At 38.0% G+C, this 18574-nt stretch carries 16 protein-coding genes, 2 rRNA genes and 1 riboswitch; of the genes, 2 read left to right on the top strand and 16 right to left on the bottom strand.

Annotated features, from left to right (window positions below):
• Positions 1-10: 10 nt before the first annotated feature.
• The gene (locus HF990_RS07060; protein ID WP_016838758.1) at positions 11-1744 is read right to left on the bottom strand and encodes an adenine deaminase C-terminal domain-containing protein; all 1734 of its coding nucleotides are present in this window, start codon (positions 1742-1744) and stop codon (positions 11-13) included.
• Positions 1745-1909: 165 nt separating this feature from the next.
• Here HF990_RS07060 and HF990_RS07055 point away from each other — a divergent pair, with 165 nt between their 5' ends.
• Positions 1910-2368 carry a hypothetical protein gene (locus HF990_RS07055; RefSeq protein WP_016838759.1) on the top strand — a complete coding sequence of 153 codons (459 nt, stop codon included), beginning with the start codon at positions 1910-1912 and terminating at the stop codon, positions 2366-2368.
• A gap of 82 nt (positions 2369-2450) precedes the next feature.
• Here the strand turns inward: HF990_RS07055 and purD are convergent, their stop codons facing one another.
• From purD to HF990_RS06990, 13 genes are all read right to left on the bottom strand, one after another.
• Positions 2451-3707 (bottom strand): phosphoribosylamine--glycine ligase, encoded by a 1257-nt coding sequence (gene purD, locus HF990_RS07050; RefSeq protein WP_016838760.1) that lies wholly within the window; start codon positions 3705-3707, stop codon positions 2451-2453.
• Positions 3708-3832: 125 nt separating this feature from the next.
• On the bottom strand, positions 3833-5359 hold the full coding sequence (gene purH, locus HF990_RS07045; protein WP_016838761.1) for a bifunctional phosphoribosylaminoimidazolecarboxamide formyltransferase/IMP cyclohydrolase: 1527 nt from the start codon (positions 5357-5359) through the stop codon (positions 3833-3835).
• A gap of 35 nt (positions 5360-5394) precedes the next feature.
• Positions 5395-5964 (bottom strand): phosphoribosylglycinamide formyltransferase, encoded by a 570-nt coding sequence (gene purN / locus HF990_RS07040; protein WP_016838762.1) that lies wholly within the window; start codon positions 5962-5964, stop codon positions 5395-5397.
• Complete coding sequence (gene purM, locus HF990_RS07035) at positions 5961-7019, bottom strand: phosphoribosylformylglycinamidine cyclo-ligase (protein ID WP_016838763.1); 1059 nt, start codon at positions 7017-7019, stop codon at positions 5961-5963. Before purM ends, purN begins: the two co-directional genes overlap by 4 nt.
• A gap of 12 nt (positions 7020-7031) precedes the next feature.
• Positions 7032-8456 (bottom strand): amidophosphoribosyltransferase, encoded by a 1425-nt coding sequence (gene purF / locus HF990_RS07030; RefSeq protein WP_016838764.1) that lies wholly within the window; start codon positions 8454-8456, stop codon positions 7032-7034.
• Positions 8432-10657, bottom strand: coding sequence for a phosphoribosylformylglycinamidine synthase subunit PurL (purL, locus tag HF990_RS07025; RefSeq protein ID WP_168412273.1), 2226 nt, complete (start codon positions 10655-10657; stop codon positions 8432-8434). The genes purF and purL overlap by 25 nt, the downstream gene beginning before the upstream one ends.
• Entirely contained in the window at positions 10650-11327 is a 678-nt protein-coding gene (gene purQ / locus HF990_RS07020) for a phosphoribosylformylglycinamidine synthase subunit PurQ (RefSeq protein ID WP_016838766.1), read from the bottom strand. Before purQ ends, purL begins: the two co-directional genes overlap by 8 nt.
• 2 nt (positions 11328-11329) lie before the next feature.
• A complete protein-coding gene (gene purS / locus HF990_RS07015) occupies positions 11330-11578 on the bottom strand; it encodes a phosphoribosylformylglycinamidine synthase subunit PurS (RefSeq protein ID WP_168412272.1) in 249 nt (82 codons plus the stop codon).
• Between the two features lies 1 nt (position 11579).
• Positions 11580-12290 carry a phosphoribosylaminoimidazolesuccinocarboxamide synthase gene (gene purC / locus HF990_RS07010; protein ID WP_168412271.1) on the bottom strand — a complete coding sequence of 237 codons (711 nt, stop codon included), beginning with the start codon at positions 12288-12290 and terminating at the stop codon, positions 11580-11582.
• Positions 12291-12345: 55 nt separating this feature from the next.
• Entirely contained in the window at positions 12346-13644 is a 1299-nt protein-coding gene (gene purB, locus HF990_RS07005) for an adenylosuccinate lyase (protein WP_168412270.1), read from the bottom strand.
• 18 nt (positions 13645-13662) lie between these two features.
• A complete protein-coding gene (gene purK / locus HF990_RS07000) occupies positions 13663-14787 on the bottom strand; it encodes a 5-(carboxyamino)imidazole ribonucleotide synthase (RefSeq protein ID WP_168412269.1) in 1125 nt (374 codons plus the stop codon).
• Positions 14784-15272: a 5-(carboxyamino)imidazole ribonucleotide mutase gene (gene purE, locus HF990_RS06995; RefSeq protein ID WP_168412268.1), complete on the bottom strand. Its 489-nt coding sequence runs from the start codon at positions 15270-15272 to the stop codon at positions 14784-14786. The genes purK and purE overlap by 4 nt, the downstream gene beginning before the upstream one ends.
• 154 nt (positions 15273-15426) lie before the next feature.
• Positions 15427-15526: riboswitch (purine riboswitch) on the bottom strand.
• A 57-nt stretch (positions 15527-15583) separates the two neighbouring features.
• Entirely contained in the window at positions 15584-15814 is a 231-nt protein-coding gene (locus HF990_RS06990; protein WP_409373611.1) for an NETI motif-containing protein, read from the bottom strand.
• Between the two features lie 701 nt (positions 15815-16515).
• Between HF990_RS06990 and HF990_RS06985 the strand changes: the two genes are divergently transcribed.
• On the top strand, positions 16516-17526 hold the full coding sequence (locus HF990_RS06985; protein ID WP_168412267.1) for a S66 peptidase family protein: 1011 nt from the start codon (positions 16516-16518) through the stop codon (positions 17524-17526).
• A gap of 785 nt (positions 17527-18311) precedes the next feature.
• On the opposite strand, the gene rrf is transcribed toward HF990_RS06985, so the two are convergent.
• A 5S ribosomal RNA gene (rrf, locus tag HF990_RS06980) occupies positions 18312-18427 on the bottom strand.
• Between the two features lie 48 nt (positions 18428-18475).
• Positions 18476-18574: ribosomal RNA gene (locus tag HF990_RS06975) — 23S ribosomal RNA — on the bottom strand; the annotation flags it as partial.

The following is an 18574-nucleotide window of genomic DNA, read 5'->3' as shown; positions in this document are numbered from 1 at the left end:
ATCCTTTCAGCTAGCGCATCACTGATGGAATCATTACTTCTTTTTTCATGACATCAACAATTCCATTTTGTGTGATTCGGATATAAGGTAAATGAGTTGATTGTAAGAAGAACAATGTATAAATCGCATCGCTATGCTTATAACCTCTTTCTCGCAATGCCGCTGTTAATGCCGCCTCATTTTCCATTAAGTCTTCCATCTTTCCAGTGAAAAAGTTACCTGCTCCAGTCAATGGTAGAGACATAATAACTTCATTGTCTTCTGTAAGGACAATGCCGCCCTTCATTTTTTTCATTTCATTAAAAGCAAGCATCATATCTTGCTCATTTTTACCTATTAAAATGATATCCCCTGTATTAGAGTACGAGGAAGCAAATCCTTTTACATTTGTTGCAAAACCTTTTAAGATTGCATTAATTCGCCATTTTCCGTTTTTATCTATAAGCATTAATAAACTTTCATCGGAATTTACAAGAATTTCATTTTTATGCAATTGGAAATTCACAGAGTATGGTTTTGTTATGACATCGTTAACCAATTCAATTCCAATTGGTGTAGATACTTGGAAATCTTCCTCGTTTAACTCAAATTCTAGTTCAAGAGATGGATAATACTTATTCCAATCGATTTCTGGTAATGTTTGTACTTTTTGTCCATCTTTTTTTAACCAAACACCTTTTGATAATACCGATTCCGGATTTGGAGTAAATTCATCTTTTAAAATATTTAAAGTAGCAAATCTTCCTGTCGCAATCAAACCATGTAAATGAGATAAATTATAATACTTCGCGATATTATATGAAGCCATGTTATATGCATCAATAGGGTCGACTCCTACTTCAAGTGCAATTTGGATGCATAAATTCATGACACCTTCACGATGGAAACAAGGTGTTGAACCATCTGTTGTCATCATTAAATGGTCAAATATATTTAACTTTTTATCTAGTATTCCTTTTAATAGATTTGGAAGATCAGGACGGATGGAAGAATATCGTAGCGTTACACCATAACCATGAAAAATCCGTTTTTCAACTTCCTCAACCGTCATTGCTTCATGATCACCATCTGCTCCAAGTAATTTCATTCTGACAAGGGTTTTATCAGATGCACCTGGAAAATGTCCTTCAATTTTCTTCCCATTCTTCTTTGAAGACTGAATCCAATAAAGCATTTGGTCATCACCACGTAAAAGACGTGGCCAACCAGTTAACTCGCCTCCAAGTAAAACGTCATCTCTTCCAATCCATTCAAAAATAGATTTATTCGTAAATATTTGATCTTCATTACCCAATTCGGTTTGCGCATCATAACGAGTCCACCAATAATAAGAAAACGGCATCTTTTTCAATTCATCTAGAAGTGAAAACGCTTTCGTATTAGGGAGTTGTAACGCAAAATGTAGATTATCGCTTATAAACATTGTTGTTCCAAATTGTGCTGCGTAATCTGCAAATGTTACAGGATTATATAATTGAAACGGATGGACATGGGGTTCAATATAACCTGGTACAACCGTTTTTCCCCCTAAATCTATTACTTCAGTATCTAGTAAATTTTCTGGCATTTCATTACCAACATATACGATTCGATCATGATGAACCCAAATATTACCGAAAACCCATTGTTTTAACATGCTATGTAAAAAGCGTGCATTTTTTAAAACAATGGTTGGTGATAGCTTTCCTTCTATCACAGCAATTTGATTTCGGATTTCTTGAATCTTCCAAATAGATTCTGGCATATGTTACACTCCCTTCTATTATATAAAATATTTATTTCGTTTAATCGAGTTTTATTCGCACATACTAACAATGCTGAAAAGCAAGCATATCTGATTTTATCGTAACACAGCACTTTACTAAATTAAAGTTCTTTCAATCAGCACATTTGAAAAGGAGTGATTTTGATGTTGGAAGAAAATATTTCTGAAAAAAGTGGCTTCGTTCGACTTGCTTTAGGCATTGGGTTAACAGCTTGTGGAATTAGTCATTTAGTGAAAGAGAACGGAAACAAAACTTTAGGAATGCTATCAATTACAGCTGGTTCATTAAAAATTGCTGAAGGTATCTTTTTATACTGCCCTACCAAAGCAATGTTCAGCAATAATGTGAAAAATGCCGTTACAACATCCATGCAAGAATTTATGGATGGCGATAGCTTAATGACTGCTTTTAATTCAAGATATAATAGCGGAAATCAAAATTCCAATGGCGGCAATGGCTCCACTATGCAACAAATGACACAAACTGCAGCTAAAGTTGCAGAGACAGTTGCTAACACAACCCAATCGGGCACAATGATGGAGGAAGCTGCCAAAGCCATTCAAGGTGTTACAAATAATGCAAATCAGAAGAAATCCAAATAAATAAAAATGTTTAACTCAGAAAAAGCACAAACCCCATTACTCTTGGTTTGTGCTTTTTATTTCATTTTATCTCATGGAAAAATTATTTAAATGTTCTCCATCCAATATCTTTGCGGTAGAAGAAATGATCCCAAGAATACTTATCTATTCCTGCATATACTTTTTCTTTCGCTTCTTTTAAAGACTCTGCTTTTGATGCCACTAATAACACACGTCCACCATTACCTACATATCGTCCATCTTGAAGTTTCGTTCCTGCATGATATACTTCATATTCTTTACTAAGCTCATCTAAATTTGGAAGTGGATGTCCTTTTTCAACTGTTCCAGGATAGCCTTCTGCCGCAATGACAACTCCTAGCATTACTTCATTAGACCATTGTAAATCAAAGAATTTTTCTTCCATTAATGCTTTCATGAATAATCCAAAATCAGAAGTCATGCGAGGAAGCACTACTTGTGTTTCTGGATCGCCAAAACGTGCATTAAATTCAATAACTTTTGGACCTTCTTTCGTAAGAATTAATCCTGCATATAAAACTCCAGTGAAGGATGCGCCTTCTTCTTCCATAGCTTTTACAGTTGGTTCTACAATTTCTGTATATGCGCGAGATACCATTTCTTGCGGAATTTGCGGAACCGGTGAATATGCACCCATACCACCAGTATTTGGACCTGTATCGCCATCATAAGCTCGTTTATGATCTTGAGCAATCACCATTGGATAAATTTGCCCTTTATGTACAAAGGACATGAAGGAAAATTCTTCTCCTTCTAAATATTCCTCAATCACTACTTTTGATGAAGATTCACCAAAGCGTTGATTCCCAATCATATCCGTTACAGCATCAATCGCTTCTTGTTCTGTCATTGCAACAACTACACCTTTACCAGCTGCCAAGCCATCTGCTTTTACAACAATCGGTGCCCCTTGTTGTTTAATATATTCAATCGCTTTATCCATTTCAGTAAACGTTTCATAAGTTGCTGTTGGGATGTTGTATTTTTTCATTAATTGTTTTGCAAATGACTTACTACCTTCAATTTGAGCTGCTTGTTTTGTTGGTCCAAAAATGACAAGACCTCGTTCTTGGAAATAATCCACAATTCCCTCAGCAAGAGGTTGTTCAGGACCGACAAAAGTTAAATCAATACGTTGTTCTTTTGCGAAGTTTGCCAAGCTTTCAAAATCCATTGAATCAATCGCAACCAATTCTGCACAATCACGCATTCCATCATTTCCAGGTGCTACATACACTTTTTCTACGGATGGAGAAATGCTGAATTTTTTTGCGATAGCATGCTCACGTCCACCGCTACCAACTACTAATACTTTCATACGATCGATGCCCTCCTACAAATTATTGGCATATATATTTCAAATGAAGTTAGAAATAATTGCAACTTCCAAAAAAATATTTTAACTTTAGAAAAGACGGCTACGAAACGAGCCGTCTTTATTCATTAATGTTTAAAATGTCTTACTCCTGTTGTAACCATGGCAATACCAGCCTTGTTCGCCACATCGATGGAGTCTTGATCGCGAATAGATCCCCCTGGATGAATGATTGCTGTAATTCCAGCTTTGATTGCTTCTTCTACTGTATCTGGCATTGGGAAGAAAGCATCCGAAGCCATTACCGCACCTTTCGCTTTTTCACCAGCTTGCTCTAATGCGATTTTCGCTGCTCCAACACGGTTCATTTGACCTGCACCGATTCCTAATGTCATTTGTTTATTGTTTACGACAATAGCATTTGACTTCACGTGTTTCACAACGGCCCAACCAAGTTTTAAGGCTTCCCATTCTTCCTCCGTTGGTTCACGGTCTGTTACAACTTTTATATCGGCATCGTTAAAGCCATATGTATCGTCTTCTTGGACGAGTAAACCACCTTCAACGGAAACAACTTTGAACGGATCTTGTTTTTCTTGAGAGAAATTGATTGTAAGCAAGCGAATGTTTTTCTTTTTCGTTAAAATTTCTAATGCTTCTTCTGTAAATGAAGGTGCTATGATAATTTCTAAGAAGATATTGCTTAATTTTTCTGCAGTTGGTGCATTTACTTCACGGTTTAACGCAATGATTCCACCAAAAATTGAAACTGGATCTGCTTCATAAGCTTTGTCAAATGCTTCTTCAATCGTGCTACCAGTACCAACACCACATGGGTTCATATGTTTTACCGCTACGGCAGCTGGTATTTTAAATTCTTTTACAATTTGAAGAGCTGCATTCCCATCTTGAATATTATTAAAGGATAATTCTTTTCCATGTAATTGAGTAGCATAGGCAAGAGAAAAATCTGAACCTAAACGTTTTTTATAAAATGCAGCTTTTTGGTGAGGATTTTCACCGTATCGCAACGTTTGTTGTAATTCGTAAGTAAGTGTTAAACTTTCAGGGAATGATTCTTCTGTTAAGTAGTTTGAAATATATGCATCATAGCTTGCTGTATGGCGGAATACTTTCGCTGCAAGTTTTTTTCGCGTTTCAAAAGTAGTTGTACCGTTCGCTTTCAATTCTTCAAGAACCGTAGCATAGTCATTGCTGTCAACGATTACTGTTACATATTGATGATTTTTCGCAGCTGCACGCAACATTGTAGGGCCACCAATATCAATATTTTCAATTGCATCTTCCCAAGTGACATTTGGTTTTGAAATTGTTTCTACAAATGGATATAAGTTTACACAAACGATTTCAATTGGTTCAATTCCGTGTTCTTGCATTTGTGCTTGGTGGGAAGGATCATCAAATTTCCCTAATAGACCACCATGAATCATGGGATTTAATGTTTTTACACGTCCGTCAAGAATTTCAGGAAATTTTGTTACTTCATCTACACCAGTTACCGGTACGTTATTTTCTTGCAATAACTTTTTCGTACCACCAGTAGATAATATTTCATAACCAAGCGCAACTAATTCTTTCGCAAACTCTAAAATTCCATCTTTATTTGAAACACTAATAAGTGCACGTTTTGCCACAGTTAAAGCCTCCAGTTTATACTCTATTTTTGCAATTATTTATTTTCAAATAATTTTTTTAACGTTTTTGGATAAAGTTCATGTTCTACTTTGTGAATACGTTCTTCCGTTGCTTCTCGATTACCATCCACAACTTCTACCGCTCTTTGTGCAATAATTGGACCTGTATCCATCCCTTCATCAACATAATGAACAGTAACCCCAGTGACTTTCACGCCATGTTCCATTGCTTGTCCAATCGCATCTTTTCCAGGAAAAGCTGGTAATAGAGAAGGATGAATATTAACGATTTTATTAGGATATTCAGTAAGTAATGTGTCGCCAATTAAGCGCATATACCCAGCTAATACAATCCATTCCACCGCTTTTTGTTTCAATATTTTTACAATTTCAGATTCATATGTAGCTTTTGAAGCATAATCTTTTGGTGAAAATGCGAAAACTGGGATGCCGAATTTCTCCGCTCTTTTAACCACATATGCATTGGGTTTATCTGTTACTACAACTTCTATGTTTGCATTTAATTCTCCACGTTCGATGGATTCTTGAATCGCTTGAAAATTCGATCCACTTCCTGATGCAAACACTGCTATTTTCGTTGTCATTGGCTCAAGCTCCCATCGTGTTTTCCATTAAATAAAACCCCTTCGCCTTTTACAACACGCCCAATTTGATACGCTTTCTCCCCGTGGGCTTCTGCAATTTGAATTATTTTATCCGCATCTTCAGGAGAAACGGAAAGAACAAATCCAATCCCCATATTAAATACGTTGTATAAATCTCTGTCTGATAGCGAACCTTTATCCTTCAAAAATTCGAAAATTCGAAGAGTTTCCCATGATCCTAAATCAATTTCTGTTGCAAGTCCTTCTGGCATCATTCGAGGCAAGTTTTCATAAAATCCACCACCAGTAATGTGAGCCATGCCGTGAACGTCCACTTGCTTTAACATCTCAAGAACTGGTTTGGCGTAAATTTTTGTTGGTGTAAGCAAAGCATCACCAATTGGCCCCAAATCTTCATAACCTTCAATCAATTCATCATATTTATAGCCGCAATTTCCAAATACGATTTTGCGAACTAAGGAATAACCATTGGAATGCACGCCGCTAGATGCAAGTCCAACAAGGACATCCCCTTCAACAATTTTTTCCCCAGTAACGACACGAGATTTTTCACAAGCCCCAACCGCAAAACCAGCTACATCATATTCATTTTCATCATACAAACCAGGCATTTCAGCAGTTTCCCCGCCGATGAGTGCAGCACCTGCCTGAACGCAACCATCTGCAACGCCACTTACAATTTGCTCGATCTTTTCAGGGTCTGCTTTCCCAATTGCAATATAATCTAAAAAGTATAACGGTTCTGCACCTTGAGCAACGATATCATTCACACACATCGCCACGCAGTCAATGCCAATCGTGTCATGTTTATCGGCCATAAATGCTAATTTGAGCTTAGTCCCGACACCATCTGTACCAGAAATTAGAACAGGTTCTTTTAAATTTAATGAAGATAAATCGAACATGCCACCGAAGCCACCAAACGTTCCCATGACACCAATTCGTTTTGTTCTTTCTACATGGGATTTCATGCGTTTAACAGCTTCATAACCAGCTTCAATATTGACTCCCGCTTGTTCATATGCCTTTGACATGATTCTTCCTCCTTAATGTGAAAGTTCTTTAATATGTGGTAAGACAGTGTCTGGGAAAATTTCAGTTGGATATTTTCCAGTAAAGCATGCCATGCAAAGACCGCCATTCTCATCGTCAAAAGGTCTTGAGATTGCTTCTACTAATCCGTCTGGAGATAAAAATGTTAAGGAATCTGCACCAATTGCATCACGGATTTCATCGATTGTTTTTCCTGTTGCGATTAGCTCTTCATCTGATGAAATGTCTATTCCATAGAAGCAAGGATTCGAAATTGGAGGAGAAGTGATTGCTACATGCACTTCCTTTGCTCCAGCTTCTTTTAACATTTTGACAATTCTACGAGAAGTTGTTCCTCGAACGATGGAATCATCCACCATGACTACTCGTTTTCCACGAACGACTTGAACGACAGGAGATAATTTCATTTTTACTCCGCGTTCACGCAATTCTTGTGTCGGTTGAATAAATGTTCTTCCCACATAACGATTTTTGATTAATCCCATTTCGTAAGGAATGCCAATTTCTTCTGCAAAACCAATTGCAGCTGAAATGGAGGAATCCGGAACACCTGTTACAACATCCGCATCGATTGAACCCATTTCTTTTGCTAATTGTTTACCCAAACGTTTACGAGCCATGTGAATGTTGACATAATCAATATTTGAGTCAGGACGTGCAAAATAAACATATTCCATTGCACACATTGCTCTTTGTTCCATTTGAGCATAGCGATCTTCTTCGATACCTTTTTCTGAAATAACAACTAATTCTCCCGGCTCCACTTCCCGTATAAACTCCGCACCAATCAAATCAAAGGCGCAAGTTTCAGACGAAGCCACCCAAGCGTCCCCTAATTTACCAATTGACAGTGGACGTAAACCATTGCGATCTCGAGCTAGGATCATTTTATCTTTCGTTAAAATAATGACGGAGAATGCACCTCTCAATAGAGAAAGAGCTTCTTTTACTTGCTCACGGAAGCGAGGCTTTTTGCTTTTTTTAATTAAATGCACAATTACTTCCGTGTCTGAAGTAGAATGAAAAATACTACCTGATCGTTCAAGATGTTGTTTCAAATGATTCGCATTGACTAAATTACCATTATGAGCCAAAGCAATCGTGCCAGTTGAGGAACGAACCAATAACGGCTGTACGTTCTCTATTCCTCCGCCGCCTGCAGTTGTATAGCGAACATGAGCAATGGCAGAAGTGCCTTTCAAACTTTTTAATTTTTCTTCATTAAATACTTCATTTACTAAACCTTCACCTTTTACCGCTTTGAAGTACTGGCCGTCAGTAGCGACGATGCCAGCACCTTCTTGACCGCGATGTTGTAAAGCATGTAAACCGTAATAGCTTAAATGAGCTGCCGCTTCATGTCCCCATATCCCAAAAACACCACATTCTTCATTTAAGCCTCTGATTTCAGCAAGCATGGGATAGCTCCTTTCCAAGCAGAACAAAATTCTTCCACAGACCCCTCAATTAACAAGCCTGATTCGCCTTCAATTGTGATTTTCCCATCATTTGTAACAAGTCCGATTTTCTTTGCATCAGTAATCAATTCTTCAAATTGCTTCACGTTTTCTTCTTTTACTGTGACGATAAAACGAGATTGAGATTCACTGAATAAAGCAGTTACAGGTGATCCTTCTAATCTCACATGAAGTCCTAACCCTTCAGTTCCGAAAGTCTTTTCAGCTAACGCAACTGCTACGCCGCCTTCAGATACGTCATGAGCAGATTGAACAAGTCCAGCACGAATTGCAGAAAGTAATGCTTTTTGGCGCGCTGCCTCCACCTCTAAATCGATGCTTGGCGCTTTACCAAAGATTTTGCCATGAACTAATTTTTGTAGTTCTGATCCACCGAATTCTGTTTTCGTTTCACCAAGTATATAAACAACGTCACCAGCTTGTTTAACTTGTTGTGTTGTCACATGTGATAAATCTTGAATTAAACCAACCATACCAATTGTTGGAGTAGGATATACAGCTTGACCTGAATGTTCATTATAAAGGGAAACGTTGCCGCTAATAACTGGTGTTTTTAAAGCTGTACAAGCCGCAGAAATACCATCCGCACTCTTTTCTAATTGCCAGAAGATTTCTGGCTTTTCTGGATTACCAAAGTTTAAGCAGTCTGTAATTGCTAGCGGTTCGCCACCTGATGCAACAATGTTGCGAGCAGCCTCTGCCACCGCGATTTTGCCACCTGTTTCTGGATCTAAATAAATGTAGCGAGAGTTGCAGTCAGCTGTCATAGCAAGTGCTTTATTTGTACCTCTAATGCGCAATACTGCCGCATCTGAACCAGGAGTTACTACTGTATTTGTACGAACTTGATAGTCAAATTGATTGTAAACCCATTCTTTTGAAGCAATAGTCGGTGCTTGAAGTAATTGTTTCAACGTTTCTTTCAAGTCACTTACTTCAGGCTCTGCGTTTTCCATTGCTTGGAACTCGCTAAAATAAGCAGGTTCTTTAGAAGGTTTATGATAAACTGGTGCATCTTCTGCTAATGCATCAGCTGGAACTTCAGCTACAACTTCACCTTTATGAATCAGCCTCAACATTTTGTCGTCTGTCACTCGGCCGATTGCAACAGCATCTAATCCGTATTTTTCGAAGATTTGTTTGATTTCTTCTTCGCGACCTTTTTTCACGACTAAAAGCATTCGTTCTTGTGATTCTGATAACATCATTTCATAAGCAGTCATGCCTGTCTCACGTTGCGGCACTAAATCTAAATTCATTTCGATACCTGAACCTGCTTTTGAAGCCATCTCTGCTGAAGAGGAAGTTAAACCTGCAGCTCCCATATCTTGTATACCAACGAGAGCATCTGATTTTACAACTTCTAAACAAGCTTCTAATAGAAGTTTTTCCATGAATGGGTCCCCAACTTGAACTGCTGGACGATTTTCTTCTGATTCTTCACTTAATTCTTCAGAAGCGAACGTCGCACCGTGGATACCGTCACGCCCTGTTTTAGCACCCACATACATGACAGTATTGCCTACACCTTTAGCCACACCTTTTTGAATATCTTTATGGTCAATTAAACCAACACACATAGCATTTACTAAAGGATTTCCTTCATAGCAAGGGTCAAATTGAACTTCTCCACCAACAGTTGGGATACCGATGCAGTTTCCGTATCCAGCGATTCCTGCCACTACTTCTTCAAATAAGTATTTCACTCGAGGCGACTTTAATTCACCGAAACGTAAAGAGTTTAACAGTGCAATTGGACGAGCACCCATGGAGAACACGTCACGAATAATCCCTCCAACCCCTGTTGCTGCACCTTGGTAAGGTTCAATCGCTGAAGGGTGGTTATGAGATTCCATCTTGAATACAACTGCTTGCTCATCACCTATGTCAACAATCCCCGCACCCTCTCCAGGACCTTGTAATACGCGAGGTCCGTTTGTTGGGAATTTACGCAATACCGGTTTTGAGTTTTTATAAGAACAGTGTTCAGACCACATAACAGAGAACAAACCTGTTTCTGTCCAATTTGGAAGACGGCCTAAAATTTTCTCAACCATCGCAAACTCTTCATCACTTAACCCCATGTCACGATAAAGCTTTTGTTCCTTAATTTGTTCTGCAGTTGGTTCTAAATTAGACATGTGATTCCCTCCACTGTTTCACAATTGATTTGAATAATGCTAGTCCGTCTGCACTGCCAAGTAATGCATCCACCGCACGTTCAGGGTGTGGCATCATACCAAGAACGTTACCACGCTCATTCACAATACCTGCAATGTCTGATAGACTTCCATTTGGATTTTCACCTGAATAAGTGAAAACGATTTGATTCTTTTCTTGTAATTTTTTTAATGTTTCCTCATCACAGAAATAGTTTCCTTCACCATGAGCGATTGGAATATTAATGATTTGCCCTTGCTCATATTGATTTGTAAATAGCGTATTGTTATTTTCAACTTTTAATTGAACTGTTCGGCAAATGAATTTTAAGTTTTGGTTGCGAAGTAAAACCCCTGGTAGCAAACCCGCTTCCGTTAAAATTTGGAATCCGTTGCAAACTCCTAAAACTGGTTTTCCTTCTTCTGCTGCCTTTTTCACTGCTTTCATAACATTTGATTGACTTGCCATGGCTCCACAACGGAGATAATCCCCGTATGAGAATCCTCCTGGAATTAAAATCGCATCAAATTTACTTAAATCTGTTGCATCGTGCCAAACATATTCTACTTCTTCACCTAGTTCGTCCTTTATTGCATGATACATGTCGATATCACAGTTCGACCCTGGGAATACGAGTACAGCAAATTTCATGATTAATTAGCCTCCTCGACTTCAAAGCGATAATCCTCAATCACAGTGTTTGCCAGCAGCTTTTCACACATTTCTTTTACCAATGCGTCAATATCACGTTCAGTATCTGAAATTAATACTTCTAAATATTTACCGATACGTACGTCCTCAACTTCTTTATATCCCATATTTACTAAAGATTCTTTTACTGCAGAGCCTTGTGGGTCTAATACACTTTCACGTAACGTAACGTAAATTTTAACTTTTTTCATATCACTTTCCTCCAAGTCTAGAAAGAATAATGTTATAAACATCTGTTAAACTACCAAGATCACGTCTAAATACGTCTTTATCCAGCTTTTCATTCGTTTCCGCATCCCAGAGTCGGCAAGTATCTGGAGAGATTTCATCCGCAAGCAAGATGTTGCCTTCTTTATCACGACCGAATTCCAATTTAAAATCAACTAATACGACACCGATTTCTTCAAATATTTTCCTCAATGCTTCATTCACTCTAAATGCATTGTTAGTAATCGTTTCAACTTCTTCTTTTGATGCAATCCCAAGTATGTCAATATGTTCGTTGTTAATCAAAGGATCTTTTAATGCGTCATTTTTATAGTAAAACTCAACAATCGGACGCTTTAACTTTGTTCCTTCTTCAATGCCAAGCCTTTCAGCGAAGCTACCTGCTGATATATTGCGAACAACCACTTCAAGGGGGATGATATCCACTTTTTTTACTAGTTGTTCGTGTTCAGATACACTCTTAATAAAGTGAGATTCGATACCATGCTGTTTTAATTTTTCAAAAATCAGGGTAGAAATTTTATTATTTAATATTCCTTTCCCCTCAATTTCTGCTTTCTTCAGCCCGTTAAAGGCTGTCGCACTGTTTTTATACTCAACAAACAAAACATCTTCCACATCTGTTGCATATAAGCGTTTCGCTTTTCCTTCGTATAACAGCGCACCTTTTTCCATAACCGTTCCCCCAATAATTTAAATTTTTCAATGGCTTCGCCTTTTACTGTACCGATTAATCATTTAATCCTAAACGTTGAAAAATCAAATCAACATTTTTCAAATGCCAGTTGTAATCGAAACAATCATCAATTTCTTCTTTAGATAAAAGTGAACTGATTTTTTCATCTGCTTCAACAAGCGGACGGAAATGTCTTTGTTCATCCCAAGCTTTTGCCGTTAATGGTTGAACAGTATCATAAGCTTCTTCGCGAGATAATCCTTTATCGATTAATGCTAAAAGAATACGCTGTGAATAAATTAGTCCGAACGTAGCGTCCATATTGCGTTTCATGTTTTCTGGGAAAACGGTTAAGTTTTTCACGATATTGCTGAAACGGTTCAACATATAGTTAAGTGCTATCGTTGTATCAGGAATAATGATACGTTCTGCTGATGAATGAGAAATATCACGCTCATGCCATAAAGAAACATTTTCGTAAGCTGTGATCACATGTCCACGTACTACACGAGCAATTCCAGCCATGTTTTCTGATCCGATTGGATTGCGTTTATGCGGCATTGCTGATGAACCTTTTTGTCCTTTTGCAAATCCTTCTTCAACTTCTCGAGTTTCGGATTTTTGCAATCCTCGAATTTCCGTTGCGAATTTCTCAATGGAAGTTGCAATTAGAGCTAATGCTGCAATGTATTCTGCATGGCGATCACGTTGCAATGTTTGAGTTGAAATTGGTGCTGGCGTTAGACCTAATTTTTCACAAACGTATTGCTCTACAAATGGATCGATGTTGGCGTATGTTCCAACAGCTCCTGAAATTTTACCCGTCTCAATCGTTTTTGCTGCTCTTTCAAATCGTTCTAGATTGCGTAACATTTCTTCACGCCATAAGGCAAGTTTTAATCCAAATGTTGTCGGTTCTGCGTGTACTCCATGAGTGCGCCCCATCATCACCGTATATTTATGTTCTTTTGCCTTGGCTGTTAATACATCAATAAAGTTTTGAATGTCTTTTCGTAGAATGTTGTTTGCTTGTTTAATTAAATAAGAGAGGGCAGTATCTACAACATCTGTTGAAGTCAGTCCGTAATGAACCCATTTTCTTTCTTCCCCAAGCGTCTCAGAAACAGCGCGAGTAAATGCTACTACATCATGTTTCGTTGTTTGTTCAATTTCGTAAATACGGTTAATATCAAATGAAGCGTTTTGACGCAATTTCACTACGTCCTCTTTTGGAATAACTCCAAGTTCAGCCCATGCTTCACACGCTAAAATCTCAACTTCAAGCCAAGCTTTAAATTTATTTTCTTCAGTCCAAATTGCTCCCATTTCTGGACGAGTATAACGTTCGATCATTTTCAAATCTCCTTTTCCTCATTCTGACCAAATGCCAGAAGCTTCAATTTCTATTAGTGTTTCTTCGATGCTATCAGTTAGTATTGTTACATGTCCCATTTTTCGGTTAACTTTTGCCTCTTTCTTTCCATAGAGGTGAATCGACCAATGTGGATATTTAGTAATGGAATTGGAAAGCGGCGCTACATGCTGTCCTAATACGTTTACCATCACTACTGGAGAATGTAGTTTTGGTTCACGCAATGGCCATCCTGCAACAGCACGGATATGTTGCGCGAATTGAGAAATGTTGCATGCTTCAATGGAATAATGACCGGAATTATGCGGTCTTGGTGCTAGTTCATTAATGATAATTTGTCCATCGTTTAATACGAACATTTCAACTGCTAATGTTCCAATTAATTGCAAATGTTCAGCGATTTTTCGTGCTGCTTCTTCCGCTAATTGTTTTGTTTCTGTAGAAATTCGAGCAGGCACAATTGTTTCATGTAAAATGTGGTTAATATGAACATTTTCGCCAACTGGTAAACAATAAGTTTCTCCATTTCCATTCCTTTGGATAATGACGGAAATTTCCTTCTCAAATGGGATAAATCCTTCCACAATACATTGTGAGTGATCAAATAAATTTTTAGCTAATGGCAAGTCTTCTTTTGATAGAAGCTTTTGTTGACCTTTTCCGTCATAACCAAAACGGGCAGTTTTCACAATGCTCGGAAAACCAATTTGATCTATTTTTTCAACAAGTTCTTCATAGCTCTCGCAAACAATATACGGTGCAACAGGGCAACCGGCATTTACAATAGCTTCCTTTTCCGTTACTCGATTTTGAGTAATGCGAATAATTTCCGCGCCTTGAGGAACGTAGGCAATCTCTGTTAATCGTTTTAGTCCTTCATAGTCTATATTTTCAAACTCAAAAGTGATGACATCACTTATTTCCGCTAATTCTTCAAGTGCAGCTTCATCATCATACGGAGCTACAATTTGTATATCTGCAACTTGACCACATGGTGAATCCATTGTCGGATCAAGAACTGCAATTTTGAAACCTGCTTCTCTTGCACTGAGAGCCATCATTCGTCCTAACTGTCCACCCCCGATGATGCCAATCGTTTGACCGGGGTATATTGTTTTTGTCACTTCAAGTCACCTGAACTTTCTAATACTTTTTGTTTTAATTGTTCACGTCTTGCTTCCAGTTTTCCTGCTATTTGTTTATCTGTAATGGATAAAATTTGTGCTGCTAAGAGTCCAGCATTTGTGGCACCTGCTTTGCCAATAGCAACTGTCGCTACAGGAACACCACCAGGCATTTGCACAATGGAAAGCAATGAATCAAGTCCATTTAAAGCTTTTGATTGTACAGGTACACCGATGACTGGCAAAGTTGTTTTACTTGCAACCATCCCCGGTAAGTGAGCTGCTCCTCCCGCTCCGGCAATAATGACTTCAATACCACGTGAACGGGCAGTTTCGGCATATTCAAACATCAAATCAGGAGTTCGATGAGCTGATACAACTTTCTTTTCGTATGGCACTTCTAACTCGTCTAATATGTCACAAGCATGTTTCATCGTATCCCAATCACTGGAACTTCCCATTATGACTCCGATTTTAGGATTCATTAATAACGCTCCTTTTTAAGTTAACAATGTATTTACATGTATTCGTAAAAAAATCCTCAAATAGCCCGCCTTCGCTACACGGTAGAAAGCAGAGTACTTGAGGACATAGCAAAACAGAAGGTTGAGGTAATTTATTTCCAACCTACCGAATCATCCAAAAGTTGCTTTCCCGCATAGTCCGACATTTACGGTGTCGGGTAGAGACACTAGAGCCATATTCTCTAGCATATATGAGGGAGTTTTCCTCTGTTCATTGTAGCAAGGGTGAAGAAGAAAATCAATTAAAAAATGCGAACAATTATAAAATACCACTATTTAATGTTCGTGTTTTTCTCATTTTTTGTTTTTTCTTCAAGTAATTCCGCCTTAAATTTAACTTTTTGACGAAAATACGTAATCTCACCATTAAAATATTGAAAGACTGGCTCCTCTTTTCGAACAATTGGCTTATACCCCATTTGTTCTATTCTTGTTATACATTGTTCAGGCGTTTCATTTTCTTCCATTTCCACCCAGATTGTTTTTTTAGCCAAATAATTCATCCTTTCATGAAAAACATTTTATTCTCCTATTATACATAAAGAAAAATAATGAATTATATGGAAGATTCAATAACTAATTAGTAAATTCTTATTATTTTCGTGTGTAATTCTGTTTTTGGCAATTAAAAAATGCATGAAATGGCAATTTAATTTATTCGATATTTTGAATAATTATTCGTATCTATAATCGCTTGAGATGGAGCCTCTGCGAGCATGATTTCTTACAAAGGGGGCAAGCCATAATTATATTTGGACTTTGCAAGGCAAAGTAGCCTATCATGCCCGCCACTCCATGTAAAGCGTCAAATATGCAAAAATTTATGCATAACCTTAATTGCCAAACACTACAAAAATTAATTACCATCAACAGTTTAATTCTTTAATCAATATTATTTGTAAAAACTAATGTTATTTATGGAACATAAGAATTTATTTTTTGATTAATGTCCGAGTATTAAATGGATCTTGAGTTTGAAGGATAAATTACTGATGTAGCGAATACTAAAACTGAAGGTTTAATTAAAAATCAGGAGAGTGGATATGATAATTCTTTTTGATTTAATATTGCCCGAATTGCATGGTTTTGATGTACTAAAACAGTTACATACGATACATACATCCGAACAATTGACATAGACATGAAGGATATTATGATAAATTTAATCATTCAATAATAAACTGGGTAAAGAGAGGTTATGTTTATGATTAAACCAAAATTATTAAAACCGGGGGATACTGTAGGAATCATATCTACTTCATCTCCAGTTGCAGCAGCTTGCCCTAATAGATTTCAAAGAGGAATTTCTGAATTAGAGAGTATGGGTTTTAAGGTGAAAATAGGGAAAAATGCTCTGAAACGCATTGGGCATTTAGCAGGAACCGTTGAAGAAAGGTTAGATGATTTACATGAAATGTTTCAAGATCACGAAGTAAAAGCTATTATTAATACAATAGGTGGTTACAATTCGCACCAACTATTAGAATACATTGATTATAATCTTATAAAGCAAAATCCAAAAATAATATTGGGTTATAGTGATTTCACTGCTATTCTATTAGCTATTCATAAAAAATCTGAACTAATAACCTTTATGGGACCCGCACTATTACCTCAATTTGGTGAATATGGTGGAATGTTAGAATACACAAAGAAAATATTTAAAGACGTTTTAATGACCCAAAATGATGAAATACACATTCCTCCTAGTAAATATTGGACAAGCGAATTTTTAGCTTGGGATATAGAGGATGATCGACCACGACAACTTACTAAAAATGAAGGACCTCTTATTATTAAAGAAGGAAGAGCAAGGGGAAATATCTTAGCTGCCAATATGGGGACAATGTTACTATTAGCAGGAACAGAGTTTCTTCCATCCTTTGATAACAAAATACTATTTTTAGAAGAAGATGAACAAGAAAATCCTGGTACTATCGATCGCTATTTAACTCAGTTACGGCATATGGGGGTTTTTGAAAAAATTAATGGAATAGTGGTCGGACGTTTTCATCCAAAAGTAGAATTTTCACAAGATTATACATTTATAGATATCATTTGCCAGGCTACTAAAGGATATGATTTTCCAATTGTGTATAATGTTGATTTTGGACACACGGATCCAATGATGACAATTCCAAACGGTATTGATGTAGAAGTTGAAGCGTCTAACAATAATGTCAATATTTTATTTTGTGAAAACTCAGTACAATAGAGTTGGAAGAAGTTGTTAACTCCCGTCCACGTTCCGTCTCCTCCAAATAATTGTTTTGCTTTCGTTTTAATTGCCACTTCTCTATCGCGCCGATCGGACTTTCAGTCCTTGGTAGTAAGGAGCTCAATTTTTGCAATAAAAAAAGCACCACTATTGTGGTGCCTTCTGCGAAGCGCTCGTCTATCTCTCACAAGGGGACCCCTTAACTACCATCGGCGCTAACTCCGAAGCACGTTGACCAGCGAATTTCTGTGTCAGCTTCGGCAGTCCGGTGCTCACGTACATAGTACGCTCCGCTCCGGGCTGCCTCGCTTCCTTGAACTTCTTGGTCCCCGTGCTTCTCGTCTCCGTCAAATATTTGTTTGGCTTTTGTTTAGCATGTGGTTTCTGTTTCGCGCCGATCGGACTTTCAGTCCTTGGTAGTAAGGGGCTTCAGTTTTTGCAATAAAAAAGCACCACTATTGTGGTGCCTTTTTGCGAAGCGCTCGTCTATCTCTCACAAGGGGACCCCTTAACTACCATCGGCGCTAACTCCGAAGCACGTTGACCAGTGAATTTCTGTGTCAGCTTCGGCAGTCCGGTGCTCACGTACATAGTACGCTCCGCTCCGGGCTGCCTCGCTTCCTTGAACTTCTTGGTCCCCGTGCTTCTCGTCTCCTTCAAATATTTATTTCACTTTTGTTTAGCATGTGGTTTCTGTATCGCGCCGATCGGACTTTCAGTCCTTGTTAGTAAGGGGCTTCAATTTTTGCAATAAAAAAAGCACCACTATTGTGGTGCCTTCTGCGAAGCGACGTCCTACTCTCACAAGGGGAAGCCCCTTACTACCATCGGCGCTGAAGAGCTTAACTTCCGTGTTCGGTATGGGAACGGGTGTGACCTCTTCGCCATCGTCACTTCACTATATGAGAGGTTGTTCTCTCAAAACTGGATAACGACATTGAAATGATTGGTTAAGTCCTCGATCGATTAGTATCCGTCAGCTCCACACGTCACCGTGCTTCCACCTCGGACCTATCTACCTCATCGTCTTTGAGGGATCTTACTT

The sequence above is a fragment of the Ureibacillus thermosphaericus genome (assembly GCF_012396605.1).
In the GTDB taxonomy this organism is placed as follows: Bacteria; Bacillota; Bacilli; order Bacillales_A; family Planococcaceae; genus Ureibacillus; species Ureibacillus thermosphaericus.
Note: the sequence above shows the minus strand (reverse complement) of the source record. Positions and strands in the feature narration are given on the sequence as shown.